This is a genomic window from Sulfitobacter marinus, assembly GCF_900116285.1.
Classification (GTDB): Bacteria; Pseudomonadota; Alphaproteobacteria; order Rhodobacterales; family Rhodobacteraceae; genus Sulfitobacter; species Sulfitobacter marinus.
The window spans coordinates 268,196-282,709 of sequence record NZ_FPAJ01000004.1; the positions used below are offsets into that span (position 1 = coordinate 268,196).

A 14,514-nucleotide genomic window follows, 5' to 3' on the forward strand; every position below is an offset into this window, starting at 1 on the left:
ACTTTCTGGTTTAGCGGGCGCTTTGTTCGATACTAGGCGGCTTTGATGCCATCATCTTTCAGTTCGTGAATAGAGGCGGCTAGTTTTGCGAACTCGCGGCGCAACGGGATTTTGGCTGCGGAAACGGCCAAGGGCGTGCCGTGATCATTTGCATGGGTTACCTGCTTGCCCCCATCAGGAAGCTGCACATCAAGCGAAATGCCCAGACTTTCTGCCAGACGTTTTACCCGGCTTTTCGATGTCAGATCAGTGAACTTTGGCGCGCGGTTCAGAACAAAGCGCAAGGTTTCCAGCGGGAGCTCTTCGGATTGCAGTGCGCGTTTGAACCGCAGTGCATTTTGTGCGCTACGCATGTCCAGCTCAAGCAAGGCGAAATAGACATGCGCATTGGTCAACACCGTTTCGGTCCATTGCACCAATGTCGATGGCATATCCACGATGACGTAATCGAACTGGTTGCGTGCCACATCTAGAATGCGTTTCACATCGTCTGACGAAATCAGATCAAGCGGCAGAATTTCCGGTGGAGAGGTTAGAACGTGAAGCCGATCTTCATAGGTCAAAAGCGCTTGGCCAAAGCTTTCCTCGTCCATCGTCTCGGTCTCGGACAGCATATCATACACCGCTTCGCGCGGCGGCAGATCAAGATATGTCGCGACCGATCCAAATTGAAGGTCAAGATCTAACAGGCACACTTTGGCGGGTTTTTTCTTGTCGGCGGTGGCCAGTTCCCATGCCAGATTGACAGCCATTGTCGTGGCCCCGGTGCCGCCCGCCAAACCGTGCACGACGATCAGCGCGCCATCTTTCTGGGTGCCTGAACTTAGCTGAGATGTTGGCGCAACCGGCTGCGGTGCCGGATCGGGTGCCGCGCGCACACGCTCGATCGCGGCGGCCAGTTCCCCTTCGGGAAGCGGGTAGGGCACAAATTCATCCGCGCCCTGCCGCAGCAAAGAATGCAACGACACCGGGCTCATGTCTTCGGCGATCAGGATCACCTTTAGATTTTGTGCTTTGGCTTGGCCGATGACCTGGCCTATCAGGGAAAGGTTTTCCTCGTCTGCGGCATCCACGGCCAAGGCGATCAGTTCAAGCGTTTGGGCCTCTGGCTGCTCCAGAAAAGAAAGCGCCTCCGCAAAGCTCAGGTCGCCCCAGCATTCGCCCAAGGCGTCTTCCATGTCTTCGATCAGCAGGTCGAAATTTTGCACATCGCGACTAACCGTGCAGGCGACGATTTGCGGGGCTTCGATCTGTGGCACAGTGCTGGCCATGGCCTCTTTCTTCCTTCCATATTGGGTGCTTGGCATAGATCTGTCATGGCAAAGCCGGATCAGGTGTCTTTGCGGTCGCTTGCGCCAGATCAGCCGACCAGTCGCAATTTACCCTTTGAACCGGATATCTCAGCGAACTAGGGCGAGATTGGGGCTAAAAAGCTTCCATTGTTGGGAATTTTGAAACGATCACGGATCGTTCGGTGGATTGGTGATTTAGCGCCGTTCCCTGATCGCCGCGTCGCCCGATCAGGATGCACTGGTATCGGCTATTCGCTGACCAGTAAGGTTGTGCTGCTTGTCAGCTGCGTTGGCGGCACGGCGCTGGCCACGTAATCACGGTAAATGATCTGCGCGTATTGGCCGTCCAGAACGGTCGGGTGACGTTTGACGAAACCGTTGACTTCGGTAACTGTCCGCCGGTTTGCACGTTCGCGCCCTTGCGAAACGACCAAAGGCTGTGTTTCCCCAAAGGAAACAACGGCTTCTAGGCGGGCGCGCCCGATGCCTTGGGTCGCGAGAAAGCCAACAACAGCCTGTGCACGGCGCATGCCTAATGCTTTGTTATACTGGTCCGATCCGACAGCATCTGTATGACCATAGACGCGGAAGCGTACCTCGGGGAATTGCCGGATCCAGCTGGCTTGCTGGCGCAGCGCGGCTTGCGCAGCCCCGTCCAACTGTGCAGAGTTAAACGCAAACGTCACCGTTGATTGCACTTCGCTGGCAAAACGGTTTGCCAGATCAAAAGTATATTGTTTCTCACCTGTCATGATCAGGCGGTTGTTCAGGGTTGCGTCGCCAAAAGTGCCGATATCAGTGATTGAACCTGCTTGGCGGTGAAACTGCGTGTACACGGGGTCAGAGCTTTGCCCGCAAGCGGCGAGCATCGAAAGGATTGCGATCAGGCTGGCTGAACCAAGTTTGGCTGTGATCTGAGAACTCATCGCTTTAATCCAGTACGTAGCCGTAAGAGCCACTGAAGTCCTGTTTGGCGACTTCGCCTGCAGCGCCTTTCGTGGGTGCCCGTGTGCCGCTGCTCACCCGTCCATTAAGGAATAAATCGCTTTCGGTGGGCGGGGTGATGCGGTCCGTTGGCAGGGCCAATGCCTCGCCGCGGGTTGGCGTGACCAGATGTGCCGTAATGATGATCACCAGCTCGGTCTGCTGGCGCTGATAATTCGCGCTACGGAACAAGGCCCCCAAAACAGGGACGTCGCCGATCCAGGGTAATTGGCTGGAGGTGTCGGTAAAGTCGTCTTGCAACAGCCCAGCAATGGCAAAGCTTTCGCCATCGCGCATCTCGACCGTGGTAGAGGTTTCGCGGCGGGTAAAGGCGGCGATGTTAAAGCCATTGCCCAAAGACACCGAATTTGACGCATCAATAGCTGAAACAGCTGCGTTCAGTTCGAGGTTGATCAAATCTTTGTCGACAACACGGGGTATAAAGTTCATTTCCACGCCGAAGGGTTTGTATTCGACTGTCACGCGGTCGTCAGACTGTGACACTGGAACTGGATATTCACCGCCGGCTAGGAATTTCGCCTCTTGACCGGATAGCGCGACAAGGTTGGGTTCGGCCAGAAAACGCACCGCACCTTTTTGCTCAAGCGCTTCCAGTAGCAAACCGACCTGCGTCGACCCCGCGTTAAAGCCGAAAAGGACCGCGCCCGCATTGGTGTTGGTTGCCGGGGTCCTTCCGGCCAGCGAATTGGCAATCGCCCCGGACGTGTTTGTTGTGTTGGACCCGCCACTTAGGCTGCGATTGGTGCCGCCCAGACCGTCCAGCGCCAAAGAGGCGCTGAGCGATTTGGAAACAGACCGCTGCATTTCAGCAAAGCGGATTTTCATCATGACCTGCTGGATACCGCCCACGGTCATCAAGTTCGACACACGTTCTGGCGCATAGCGTTCCGCCAAATCCAGCGCGCGCTGCAAACGCTGTGTCGATGACACAATGCCGGACATGACGATGCCGTCATTTGCTGTGCGTACTTCGATTTTCTCACCGGGAAGGATCTGGCGCAGCCGTTCTTTGAATTCCGAGATGTCAGAGGCGACGCGCACATCGACATTCGTGATCAGTTGGCCCGCCGCGTCGAGCAAGGTCAAGGTGGTCAGACCGGGGGATTTGCCCAGCACATAGATCGTGCGTTCAGACAAAGACGAGATATCTGCGATTCCGGGGTTAGCGATACTAAGTTCGGCAAAAGGAATGTCGCTTTCGACCACGACCGCGCGGTTCATCGGAACTTCAAGCGTGCGGTTCGTGCCCTTTTTGACCACACGCAGGGTATCGGCCTGCACAACGGTCGGGAGGGCCATTGTCAATGGCATCGCACATAGCGCCAGCCCGAAAAGGGCCGCGGTAAAGAATCTATCGATTTTCATGTGACCTGCCTTTGTGATCACGCCTCTGGGATGGGTCTTGGCGCCCGTCGTTTCCCACATCTTGAGCGTATTTGGCCATTTTTGCAAGAATCAATGCGTCAAGCGTCCAATATGCTGTGGATTAAGGGCAACATGTGCTTTCAACGGGCAAAAACCGCGCATTGCGGCGCGGCATTTGGTTTCATTTATTGAACATCAGTTTGTGCAGGGGATCGGGATTTCCATAACCTCGGCCCCGCGGCGCGTCCGAATGGTGCATACGCGTTCTTTTTCGACGACTGCCTGCGCGGTTTTAGCTTGAATACCCAATAGCTTGCGTTGATCGACCTCAATGCTGGATGCCACGGTGTCATCCTCTGCGCCGACCAGTGACAGCGACAACTTGCCGGTGGATTGGGCCTGCGCCAATGCAGCGACCTGACCTGGTTTGACGGCGACAGTAACTGTCTGTGCGATTTCGGCTTCGCTGCGTTCGCCGCCCGCGCTTTGGTCAATCGCGATCAGTTGGATGCCGGCTTCGATCAGCTTGGTTACATCACCGGATCCATTCTGATTGGCCCCGTCCAGATTAATGCGGCCGGTCCAATAGACGTCAACGCGGTCACCAGGGCGCAGGAAACCGGAAACGCCGCTGTACGCATCAACCATAATGGTAAAGGCGCGTGTGCCACGTTCCAGGCGCGAGGTCAGGCCGGTATCTTGGCCCGGCTCGGTGACCTTAACGGCCATAATGGCTTCGTCCTTTTCAATCGCGCGCAGGACCACGCGCAATTGATCGCTGTTTTCTGGGAAAAGAGTGGCTTCGTCCAAAAATGTCCCCTCGGGGACTGCGTTTTGGGGCCAGGCAACTTGGCGCACATCATCACGCGTCAGCTGTTGGCCGTATTTAAGGGATTTGTCGGCGACGAAGACATTAACAGTTGGCACGATTTGCGCCAAAGCGGCCTGCGCCTGTGCGTTGGCCATCTGGTATTCACCAATGCGGCTCTTGGCCAGATAGACAGCGCCGCCCGCAAGAGCGATGCCCGCCAACAGGACCAATCCAAATAGCATCCGCATGTCGTTTCCCTCGTAAATTTATTCACCAGAAATGTTCTGGCATTCACTTCATGCTGCAAAGTGCAGGCCAATTATGTCCTGAATATGGAGCTTCAGCGGCGTGAATACGCCGGAATTCCGCAGTAGGATATTCGCCAGTTTTTGTTCAAGTTTTTGTTCAGGAGCCGCCAGGTTTCATGACGATTGTCCGGTCGGCAAGATCGACAGTGCTGTCACGTGTAGCGGCGACAATCATGAGCGCAAAGAAGAGAACGGCAGCGCATAATACAACCCAGTCAACGGTGATGGCACCGTCAGATTTGGTGATGAAATTTTTCAATTTGTTGTACATGAACGATGCCCTGTGGATGCCGGAAGTTTTGATAGAACTGGCCACATCTTGTCGTGCAAAATGTGGCCAGTTAGCTTTGAAAAATCAAAACTTTCTAATTATATCTTGGCTTTAGGGCCAGATTAGCCGGGCTTCACAGCGCCCAAGTAAGTTGCTGTGTTGCTCGTCAGGTTGGACGCGCCAGTTTCGATGGACGAATAAGCAGCTACGGCCAGGCCAACAACTGCGGCAGTCAGAACAACCCAGTCAACGGTTACTGCGCCGGATTCGTTTTTCTTAAAGTTTTTGATAAGTTTCATCATGGTATGTCCCTCCAAGGATCACAAAGAATTTCAATCTCAACCGTGTCGCCGTCCATGGCGCTGAGTGTTTTTATTCAGCGTCTGTCCGACTTGGTATGACCCTATATAGCCCCCTGAATAAGGCATGAATTTGGCGTCAAATGTGACATTTACGCTTTGCGCAACGATTAACCGCAGATTAATTTTACGCGCCTGAATCTAAATGAAAAAATAATGCAACTTTTTTGAAATCAGTGACGGCGGCTGCGTTTGGGATGTAAATTAAGGCGATTTGGCCACATTCCTCGCCATGATTGGCTGGTTTTTAAGGGTTTTCCATGTGATGTTCAGGCTATCGAGCAGAATAAGCATAAAAAGCAGGCAAAGATGTTTCGATTATTTGTGATCGCGCTCATGGCGGGGGTATTGGCGGTGCCAATGCTCTGGGCTGATGCGCCTAAACCTTTCCCTCAGTTTGAAGCAAAACGCGTCAAGCCGCCCAAACCGGGAAGCCGGAACAGGATTAACGTCTTCATTGAACCCCAAGCACCCACCACCCCGCAGGTCGTGGCAACGCCGTCAGGGGCTATCGCGCCCATTGCCCCGGGGCAGTTTGACTGGTTCTGGGATAAGGTATCGCCTGATCGGGCCAAGTCGGGACCCGGACGACTAGAAGTTGCCATGACGACACTCGCCACGGCGAGCAGCAAGGTACCAGCGCCCCGAATGCAGCAAATGCAGCAGATCGCCCAAGCGAACGGAGTGGATATTCTACGGTCAACCATCGGGACCAAGGTGTCGCCGGCGCTGGTATTGGCAGTGATCACCGTCGAATCCGCGGGGCGTGCAGATGCGATCAGCGGGGCTGGAGCCCAAGGGTTGATGCAATTGATGCCAGACACAGCCGCCCGGTTTGGTGTGGATGACAGCATGAAGCCCACGCAAAATATCTTGGGCGGTGTGAAATATCTGGATTGGTTAATGGGCCACTTTGACAGTGACCCCATTTTGGTGCTGGCAGGATATAATGCGGGCGAGGGATCGGTGCGCGACCATGCAGGCGTACCACCTTTCGCAGAAACCCGCGATTATGTGCCCAAGGTGTTGGCCGCCTTCCAAGTGGCCAAAGGGCTGTGCCAGACCCCGCCAGAGCTTATTTCAGACGGCTGCGTTTTTGTGGCAATGAAATAACCCACGAAAAAGGGGCGCAGCCAGCTGTGGCGCGCCCCTTTTCTAATGTCTTGGTCGATTAGACGATTGTGGCTTGGGTCGCGGCGCGCAGTTCGTCTTCGGTAACGCCATCGGCGCATTCCACGATCTTTAGCCCGCCTTCTACAACATCCAGCACACCAAGGTTGGTAATGATGCGGTCCACCACGGACTTGCCCGTTAGCGGCAAGGTGCATTCCTTAAGGACTTTGCTGTCGCCGTGTTTGTTGGTGTGATCCATCACAACAACCACGCGGCCAACACCAGCCACCAGGTCCATCGCGCCGCCCATCCCTTTGACCAGCTTGCCCGGAATCATCCAGTTTGCCAGATCGCCGTTCTCGGCGACTTCCATAGCACCAAGGATCGCCATCGCGATCTTGCCGCCGCGGATCATACCAAAAGATGTCGAACTGTCGAAATAGGCGGTCTGGGGCAGTTCTGTGATGGTTTGCTTGCCCGCGTTGATCAGGTCGGCGTCTTCTTCTCCGTCAATCGGGAAGGGACCCATGCCCAGCATGCCGTTTTCCGATTGCAGGGTCACTTCGACGCCTTCGGGGATATAGTTTGACACGAGCGTCGGAATGCCGATGCCAAGGTTCACATACCAGCCGTCTTGTAGTTCGAGCGCGGCGCGTGCCGCCATTTGATTGCGATCCCACATATTATGCGCTCCTTACCGTGCGTTGTTCGATCCGCTTTTCATGTTCGCCCTGAACGATGCGGTGCACATAGATGCCGGGCAGGTGGATCGCGTCGGGGTCAAGGCTGCCTGTCGGTACGATCTCTTCGACCTCGACGATGCAGATTTTGCCACACATCGCAGCGGGTGGGTTAAAGTTGCGGGCGGTTTTGCGGAACACCAGATTGCCCGTCGCATCCGCTTTCCATGCCTTTACGATGGCCAGATCGGCAAAGATGCCTTCTTCCATGATATAGGTCTCGCCGTTGAAATCCTTGTGCTCTTTACCTTCGGCGATAACGGTGCCGACGCCGGTTTTGGTATAGAAACCCGGGATGCCCGCGCCGCCGGCGCGCATCCGTTCAGCCAGCGTGCCTTGGGGGTTGAATTCAAGCTCAAGCTCGCCGCTGAGATATTGACGCATAAACTCGGCGTTTTCACCCACGTAGGAGCTGATCATTTTTTTGACCTGCTTGGTCTGAAGCAAAATACCGATCCCGAAATCATCCACACCCGCGTTGTTCGAGGCAAATGTCAGATCCTTGGTGCCCGCGTCACGGATCGCTGCAAGCAGCAGTTCGGGGATGCCGCAGAGGCCGAAACCGCCAGCGGCAATTAGCATGCCGTCGTGTAATACGCCGTCCAGCGCTTCGGCCGCGCTACCATAGATTTTCTTCATTCCGGGTCCTTTCGATAGCGGGGCCATCCCGCGCGTCTCCATGCATATCGACTTCTATGACGCTACGTTTCGCAGGTGTCAAATATGGCTCAGGCGCACCGGTTAAGATGCGCCTGAAAACTGTTCTAATTGCAAGTGAAGAGAGATTATTGGGCTGCTCTGCCGCTCATTCGCGCTCTGCTTTTTCTCAGACGATACGAACCTGGGTGCCGATGGGGGCGATTTGAAACAGCGCTTCGATCATGTGATTGTAAAGACCGATACACCCGTCCGAGCTTTGTCGCCCGATCTTGCGCGTGTCGTGGGTGCCGTGGATCAGATAGGCGGGCCAGCCCAGATACATCGCATGGGTGCCCAACGGATTGTCCGGGCCTGGGGGCATGTATTTCAAATCGGGGTTGCGTTCGATCATGCTGGCGGTCGGGGTCCAGTCAGGGCCAACACGTTTGCGCATGATCTTGGTATAACCGCGCTTGGTCAGCTCGTCGCTGCGCGGCACAGAGGTCGGATAGATATTGTAGGTTTCGCCGTCGCCGCTCCAGAAATGCAGGGCGCGCGATGTGGTGTCCGCAACGATGGCGGCCTTGCCAAGGTCGTCAAAGTGGTCCTGCCAGCGCTGCTGGGTAAAACTCGAGGTGTTGTGGCGCACAGGGTCGCCCTCCCTTTCCGGCTCGGCCGACTGGGCGCGAAGAATAGAGGGCATGAATAGGGTGGCACCGGCCACCGTTAACAATTTACGACGTGAAATCTTCTGCTCGGCCATCCTTGTGCTCCTTATGCTGTGGCATTCACTGCACAGGTGACACTTGGATGGCGAGACGGCAATTCACGTATTCATGAATTGCAATGCATTCACGAAATGGTTACCCGGCCTTCTTGGCTGGTGCCTTTTTCGCGGGCGCTTTCTTTTTGGCTGCAGGTTTCTTTGCTGCGGGCTTTTTAGCGGCGGCCTTTTTTGCAGGTGCCTTTTTGGTCGCCGCTTTACGCTTGGCCGGTGACTTAGCCAATTTTTCCTCGATCAGCTCGACGGCACGTTCCATAGTCAGGTCGGCAGGCTCGACTTCTTTGGGAATGGTCGCGTTGACCTTTTCCCATTTCACGTAGGGCCCGTATTTGCCTTCCATGATGTTCACATCGCCGCCCAGATCAGGGTGTTCGCCCATCTCGCGGATCGGTTTTGCGGCCTTGCCACGCCCGCCCCGGCTGGCAACCTTTTCGGCCAGCAATTGCACGGCACGGTTCATGCCCACGGTGAATACTTCGTCGAGGCTTTCAAGGTTGGCGTTTGTGCCGCCACGATCCGACGTGCTGGGCGCGTGTTTGATATAAGGTCCGTAACGCCCGATATTGGCCCAAACCATGATCCCGTCTTCGGGGTGGGGGCCGATCTCGCGCGGCAAGGACAGCAGCATCAATGCGCGGTCCAGCTCAAGCTCTTCTGCGGGCCAGTCTTTGGGCACCGATTGGCGCGGCGGTTTCTTGTTCTCTTCGGTGACGGCTCCGCGCTGCACATAGGGGCCAAAACGTCCCTTGAACACGCGAATTTCGTCGTCATCGTCTTCGCCCAATAGCTTGCCATCCGGTGGGATAGCCGATTTCTCTGCCTCGGGGTCAGGTGGGCCAAAGGGGCGCGTATAGCGGCATTCGGGATAGTTCGAGCAACCAATAAACGCGCCACCCGACCGCGCTGTGCGCATCGACAATCGACCCACACCGCAGTTAGGACACAGACGCGGATCCGAGCCATCTTCGGTGGGCGGGAACAGGTGCGGCTCTAGAACTTCGTTAATTTTCTCGAGCACTTCGGTGATCCGCAGATCGGCCGTTTCAGCAATCGCCGCCGAGAAATCTTTCCAGAAGCGGCCCAAAACGTCTTTGTAATCCGCATCCGCCGCGCTGACTTTATCCAGTTGGTTTTCAAGATCGGCTGTAAAGTCATAGCCGATATACTTGCGGAAATAGTTCTCGAGGAATGCGGTCACAAGCCGCCCCTTATCTTCGGGGAACAGACGGTTGCCTTCCTTGCGGACATATTCGCGGTCTTGGATGGTGGTCACGACGCTTGCATAGGTCGACGGCCGCCCGATCCCCAATTCTTCCATGCGCTTGACCAATGTCGCTTCGGTATAGCGTGGCGGGGGCTGGGTGAAATGCTGCTCGGGCGTGACCGAGCGTTTGTCCATCTTATCGCCTTGGGTGATTTGCGGCAGGCGCTTGTCGTCCTCGTCAACGACATCATCGCGGCCTTCCTCATAGACACGCAGGAAACCGTCGAACTGAACAACCTGACCTGTTGCCCGCAGGCCGACCTGTTCGTCTTTGCTGCCGATTTCGACTGTGGTGCGTTCCAACCGTGCGCTTTCCATCTGGCACGCCAATGTGCGTTTCCAGATCAGATCATACAGCTTGCGCTGATCCGGCTCGGTCAGTTTCAAGGCGGTTGCATCTTTGGCCATGTCGGTTGGCCGGATACATTCGTGCGCCTCTTGGGCATTCTTGGCTTTGTTCTTGTAGATGCGGGGGGACGACGGCACGTATTCTGCGCCAAAGCGGTCCTTGATCGCATCGCGCGCCATCGTCATCGCCTCTGGGGCCATGTCGATACCGTCGGTCCGCATATACGTAATGTGACCGGCCTCGTACAAACGTTGGGCGGTGCTCATGGTTTGGCGGGCACCCATGCCGAATTTGCGGCTGGCCTCTTGTTGCAGGGTCGAGGTCATGAAGGGTGCTGACGGGTTCCGGCTGGCGGGCTTCGCTTCGACGCTGGTAACCGTCAGATCGCGGCTGGTGATCGCCTGCACAGCCATTTCTGCCTGCGTTTCGTTGCCCAGATCAAAACGGTCCAGCTTTTTACCGGCAAGGGTGACAAGCCGCGCTTCGAATTCCTGACCGCGCGGTGTGGCAACCAGTGCTTTCACGCTCCAGTACTCGCGGTTGCGGAATGCTTCGATTTCCATTTCGCGTTCGACGATCAGTCGCAAGGTCACCGATTGGACGCGTCCGGCTGATTTCGCGCCGGGCAGTTTGCGCCACAACACCGGCGACAGGTTAAACCCGACAAGATAGTCCAACGCGCGCCGTGCCAGATACGCCTCGACCAGCGGCATATCCACTTGGCGCGGGTGTTTCATCGCTTCGCTTACAGCGGACTTTGTGATCGCGTTGAAAACCACGCGGCTGACTGGCGTGTCCTTCTTTATCGATTTACGGGCCGTTAGTGCCTCTTGCAGGTGCCAGCTGATCGCTTCGCCTTCGCGGTCGGGGTCAGTCGCGAGGATCAGTTCGTTATCTTCTTTCAACGCGTCGGCGATTGCTTTGACGTGCTTCTTGCTGGCCGATGCGACCTCCCAAAGCATGTCGAAATCATTTTCCGGGTCGACCGATCCATCCTTGGGCGGAAGATCACGTACGTGGCCATATGAGGCTAGAACAGTGTAGTCGCTGCCCAGATAAGAGTTGATCGTTTTGGCCTTAGCAGGTGATTCTACGACAACAACTGGCATATATTTCCGTACCTTGGATCAATTGAAATAGGTCTGCGTGTGCTGTGACATGTGGCGTAGCGGTTGTTTTGTCAATGCGCAGGACGTGTGAAACTGGACCGCTTGATCGCAAGCGGGGGCGGGCACAGCAGCCAGATCACGCTGGATGTTTTGCGGGTGGCCAGTTCTGGGAGGCGGTGTAATGAATGCTTTCGCTTAATGATTTTGTGTTCAATCGACATGAGGAGACACGGGCCAAGTTAGTCTGATGCCCGTCATCCTGCGCGTGAAATCAGACCTCCGGGCTGGCGCAATACCTGCCCCTCCAGTTCAAGGTCAATCAAGACTGGTGCGACATTGGCCGGGGCGGTTTGTAAATCCCGGATAAGTTGGTCTTCGGCGATCGGGCTAGGCCCCAGCCGCGACAGGATTTGCATATGCAAGGCGGCGGTTTCCCTGAGGGTTCTTTGCGTGGTCGCCTGTTTTTTGGCGGGTGTAAGGTTAAGCTCCGCTTGAGGGGAGTGCGATGTGGGTTGGCATTCCTTTCCCAAGGCCTCGATCACGTCGGCGGTGTTTCTGATCAGGCCTGCGCCATCCCGGATCAGCATATTGCAGCCAGCGGCGCGCGCATCAAAAGGGTGCCCGGGCACAGCCAGAACATCGCGGCCCTGATCCAACGCGTCGCGTGCGGTGATTAAGCTACCGGATTTTGCTGCGGCTTCTACAACGATTGTGGCACGGCTAAGCCCGGCGATAATTCTGTTGCGGCTTGGGAAATGGCGCGCCATCGGTTGCAGGCCCATCGGTTGTTCCGATATCCGAAGGCCTGATTTTGCAATGTCCTCGGCCAATTGGGTGTTTTCGGCTGGATACATCACGTCAATGCCGCCTGCCTGCACGGCAATCGTACCAGTGCCAAGCGCCGCATGATGGGCGGCTGCATCAATGCCGCGCGCCAAACCAGACACCACTATATACCCAGCCTCGCCCAGACCTTTTGCCAGCGCTTTGGCCATGCGCGTACCCAGTGAGGATGCGTTGCGCGCGCCCACCATTGAAATGGTGGGGCGGTTCAGCAGGTCAGCATTGCCCATGACCCAAAGAAAGGGTGGGGCATCATCTAGCTCGGCAAGGATGGCGGGATAATCGGCTGTGCCGTGCATGACCAGCCGTGCACCGGCGGCCTTGCCTGCCCGCAGCTCTGCATGAACGACGGTTTCGGAGCATATTTCGTAATTTTGGACGCCCGCGGCACGCGCCACCATCGGCAGCGCGGCCAGCGCATTCTGCGCAGTGCCATGTTCGGTCAGCAGTCGTTTATACGTTGCTACGCCGACCCGGCGCGAGCGCAACAAACGAAGACGGTCAAAACTTTCGTCTTCCGAGGTGGGTGGGATTGGGGGGTGAGTGGAAGAAGGATTGTGGTCCTTGTCAGTCATCCCGTATCTCCGCTTGTTGCAGAATCAGGTATAGGTAGTGGTGGTTAACAACGCGTGAATGGTTCCCCGCCCATTTTCGCTAAATGGGCGGGGAGGCCCCTTTATGTTGCGGCACCGCCGACAGTCAGTCCGCCAATCATCAAGGTTGGTTGCCCGACACCCACAGGCACCCATTGACCGGCTTTACCGCAGTTGCCCATGCCCGGGTCCAGGGTCGGATCATTCCCGATGGCGCGGATATGCTTTAGGGCCGTTGCCCCGTCACCGATCAATGTCGCGCCCTTTACCGGGGCACCGACAACACCGTTTTGAACGCGGTAGGCCTCGGTACAAGAGAACACGAACTTGCCATTTGTAATATCGACCTGCCCGCCGCCAAATCCGACCGCATAGATACCATCCTTGAGGTCGGCGACGATATCACCTGGGGCCACGTTGCCGCCCAGCATATAGGTATTGGTCATGCGCGGCATTGGAATATGCGCATAAGATTCGCGCCGGCCGTTCCCCGTTGATTGCACCCCCATCAGGCGGGCGTTCTGACGGTCTTGCATATAGCCAACCAATACTCCGTCTTCGATCAATGTGTTCTTGGCCGACGGCGTGCCTTCGTCATCTATGGTGATTGAACCGCGCCGATCGGGGATTGTACCGTCATCCAGCACTGTTACCCCTTGGGCGGCGATCTGCTGGCCCATCAGCCCGGCAAAGGCACTTGTTCCCTTGCGGTTAAAGTCCCCTTCCAGGCCGTGGCCGATCGCCTCGTGCAGCAGGATACCGGGCCAGCCGGGACCAAGCACCACATCCATCATACCTGCGGGGGCAGGGACGGCCTCAAGGTTAACGCACGCAACCCGCAACGCTTCGCGGGTTTTCGCCTGCCAATCGGACCGGGCGATCAAGCCATCTAGCCCGACACGCCCTCCGCCACCGGCAGTGCCGCTTTCGCGCCGACCGTCCTGTTCAACGATGACGGAAATGTTAACACGCGTCATCGGGCGTATATCGCGGACGGTCGTGCCTTCTGGGCGCAGAATCTCAACCTCTTGGATTGATGCGGATATAGAGGCCGACACCTGCACCACGCGTTTGTCCAAAATTCTGGCGAAATCGTCAATTTCACGAAGTGTTTCAACTTTTACGGAAAATGTGGCCCCGGCAATCGGATCTTCGTCGGTATAGAGGTGGCGATTGGTCGCAACTGGCCCGTCCGCCCAAGTGCCGCCGCCATCACCCACGGCCAGACGCGCAGTTTCGGCGGCCCGGCGCAGGGCAGATTCGGTGATTTGCGAAGAATGCGCATATCCTGCGACCTCGCCGCGCACTGCGCGCAGGCCAAAACCCTCGGACGCATCATAACTTGCTGTTTTTAGACGCCCATCATCAAACATCAGCCCCTCGGACCTGCGCCGTTCGAAAAACAATTCGCCATCATCGGCACCCGCAACGGCATCTTTCAACATCGCAAGGGCTGTGTCGCGGTCAAGGTCACCCTCAAAAGGGTTAAAACGAGGTTGGCTCATCAAGATGTTCCCAGATTTGTGTCAAAAAGATCGCTTCGCGTCCGTTTGACACAAGCAGAAGTCTTTATCTTGAAGTTAGAATATGATTGTAAGCATAGAGATTACAACGGCACGTGGCCCAAAACGGCACCTGCTGCTAAGATTCGCTAGCAATGGTCACAAGA

At 56.2% G+C, this 14,514-nt stretch carries 13 protein-coding genes; 1 reads left to right on the forward strand and 12 read right to left on the reverse strand.

Features of this window, described 5'->3' with window-relative positions; translation table 11 throughout:
• Positions 1–32: 32 nt before the first annotated feature.
• From BM347_RS12810 to BM347_RS12830, 6 genes are all read right to left on the reverse strand, one after another.
• The gene (locus BM347_RS12810; protein ID WP_093916862.1) at positions 33–1,271 is read right to left on the reverse strand and encodes a CpaE/TadZ family protein; all 1,239 of its coding nucleotides are present in this window, start codon (positions 1,269–1,271) and stop codon (positions 33–35) included.
• 269 nt (positions 1,272–1,540) lie between these two features.
• Positions 1,541–2,218, reverse strand: coding sequence for an OmpA family protein (locus BM347_RS12815; RefSeq protein ID WP_093916863.1), 678 nt, complete (start codon positions 2,216–2,218; stop codon positions 1,541–1,543).
• Between the two features lie 4 nt (positions 2,219–2,222).
• Positions 2,223–3,662, reverse strand: a complete 1,440-nt coding sequence (locus BM347_RS12820; protein WP_093917075.1) for a type II and III secretion system protein family protein — start codon at positions 3,660–3,662, stop codon at positions 2,223–2,225.
• Positions 3,663–3,857: 195 nt separating this feature from the next.
• On the reverse strand, positions 3,858–4,721 hold the full coding sequence (cpaB, locus tag BM347_RS12825; RefSeq protein WP_093916864.1) for a Flp pilus assembly protein CpaB: 864 nt from the start codon (positions 4,719–4,721) through the stop codon (positions 3,858–3,860).
• A 157-nt stretch (positions 4,722–4,878) separates the two neighbouring features.
• Complete coding sequence (locus tag BM347_RS17600; RefSeq protein ID WP_175498567.1) at positions 4,879–5,052, reverse strand: hypothetical protein; 174 nt, start codon at positions 5,050–5,052, stop codon at positions 4,879–4,881.
• A 122-nt stretch (positions 5,053–5,174) separates the two neighbouring features.
• Complete coding sequence (locus tag BM347_RS12830) at positions 5,175–5,354, reverse strand: hypothetical protein (protein WP_093916865.1); 180 nt, start codon at positions 5,352–5,354, stop codon at positions 5,175–5,177.
• A gap of 366 nt (positions 5,355–5,720) precedes the next feature.
• On the opposite strand from BM347_RS12830, the gene BM347_RS12835 reads away from it, so the two are divergent.
• A complete protein-coding gene (locus BM347_RS12835) occupies positions 5,721–6,524 on the forward strand; it encodes a lytic transglycosylase domain-containing protein (RefSeq protein ID WP_093916866.1) in 804 nt (267 codons plus the stop codon).
• Between the two features lie 58 nt (positions 6,525–6,582).
• Here BM347_RS12835 and BM347_RS12840 read toward each other — a convergent pair whose 3' ends face one another.
• From BM347_RS12840 to tldD, 6 genes are all read right to left on the reverse strand, one after another.
• Positions 6,583–7,206: a 3-oxoacid CoA-transferase subunit B gene (locus BM347_RS12840; protein WP_093916867.1), complete on the reverse strand. Its 624-nt coding sequence runs from the start codon at positions 7,204–7,206 to the stop codon at positions 6,583–6,585.
• A gap of 1 nt (position 7,207) precedes the next feature.
• Complete coding sequence (locus BM347_RS12845) at positions 7,208–7,903, reverse strand: CoA transferase subunit A (RefSeq protein ID WP_093917076.1); 696 nt, start codon at positions 7,901–7,903, stop codon at positions 7,208–7,210.
• Between the two features lie 187 nt (positions 7,904–8,090).
• Positions 8,091–8,666: a L,D-transpeptidase gene (locus BM347_RS12850; protein WP_093916868.1), complete on the reverse strand. Its 576-nt coding sequence runs from the start codon at positions 8,664–8,666 to the stop codon at positions 8,091–8,093.
• A 100-nt stretch (positions 8,667–8,766) separates the two neighbouring features.
• The gene (gene topA / locus BM347_RS12855; protein ID WP_093916869.1) at positions 8,767–11,409 is read right to left on the reverse strand and encodes a type I DNA topoisomerase; all 2,643 of its coding nucleotides are present in this window, start codon (positions 11,407–11,409) and stop codon (positions 8,767–8,769) included.
• 254 nt (positions 11,410–11,663) lie between these two features.
• Complete coding sequence (gene dprA, locus BM347_RS12860) at positions 11,664–12,827, reverse strand: DNA-processing protein DprA (protein WP_093916870.1); 1,164 nt, start codon at positions 12,825–12,827, stop codon at positions 11,664–11,666.
• Between the two features lie 101 nt (positions 12,828–12,928).
• Positions 12,929–14,350, reverse strand: coding sequence for a metalloprotease TldD (gene tldD, locus BM347_RS12865; RefSeq protein ID WP_093916871.1), 1,422 nt, complete (start codon positions 14,348–14,350; stop codon positions 12,929–12,931).
• Between the last annotated feature and the right edge of the window lie 164 nt (positions 14,351–14,514).

What these genes read in the sequence shown, in the direction of transcription:
- tldD (WP_093916871.1), bottom strand. Translation starts at nt 14,350, where the DNA reads ATGAGCCAACCTCGTTTTAACCCTTTTGAGGGTGACCTTGACCGCGAC.
- BM347_RS17600 (WP_175498567.1), bottom strand. Translation starts at nt 5,052, where the DNA reads ATGTACAACAAATTGAAAAATTTCATCACCAAATCTGACGGTGCCATC.
- BM347_RS12830 (WP_093916865.1), bottom strand. Translation starts at nt 5,354, where the DNA reads ATGATGAAACTTATCAAAAACTTTAAGAAAAACGAATCCGGCGCAGTA.
- BM347_RS12845 (WP_093917076.1), bottom strand. Translation starts at nt 7,903, where the DNA reads ATGAAGAAAATCTATGGTAGCGCGGCCGAAGCGCTGGACGGCGTATTA.
- BM347_RS12815 (WP_093916863.1), bottom strand. Translation starts at nt 2,218, where the DNA reads ATGAGTTCTCAGATCACAGCCAAACTTGGTTCAGCCAGCCTGATCGCA.
- dprA (WP_093916870.1), bottom strand. Translation starts at nt 12,827, where the DNA reads ATGACTGACAAGGACCACAATCCTTCTTCCACTCACCCCCCAATCCCA.
- BM347_RS12840 (WP_093916867.1), bottom strand. Translation starts at nt 7,206, where the DNA reads ATGTGGGATCGCAATCAAATGGCGGCACGCGCCGCGCTCGAACTACAA.
- BM347_RS12835 (WP_093916866.1), top strand. Translation starts at nt 5,721, where the DNA reads ATGTTTCGATTATTTGTGATCGCGCTCATGGCGGGGGTATTGGCGGTG.
- cpaB (WP_093916864.1), bottom strand. Translation starts at nt 4,721, where the DNA reads ATGCGGATGCTATTTGGATTGGTCCTGTTGGCGGGCATCGCTCTTGCG.
- topA (WP_093916869.1), bottom strand. Translation starts at nt 11,409, where the DNA reads ATGCCAGTTGTTGTCGTAGAATCACCTGCTAAGGCCAAAACGATCAAC.
- BM347_RS12850 (WP_093916868.1), bottom strand. Translation starts at nt 8,666, where the DNA reads ATGGCCGAGCAGAAGATTTCACGTCGTAAATTGTTAACGGTGGCCGGT.
- BM347_RS12810 (WP_093916862.1), bottom strand. Translation starts at nt 1,271, where the DNA reads ATGGCCAGCACTGTGCCACAGATCGAAGCCCCGCAAATCGTCGCCTGC.
- BM347_RS12820 (WP_093917075.1), bottom strand. Translation starts at nt 3,662, where the DNA reads ATGAAAATCGATAGATTCTTTACCGCGGCCCTTTTCGGGCTGGCGCTA.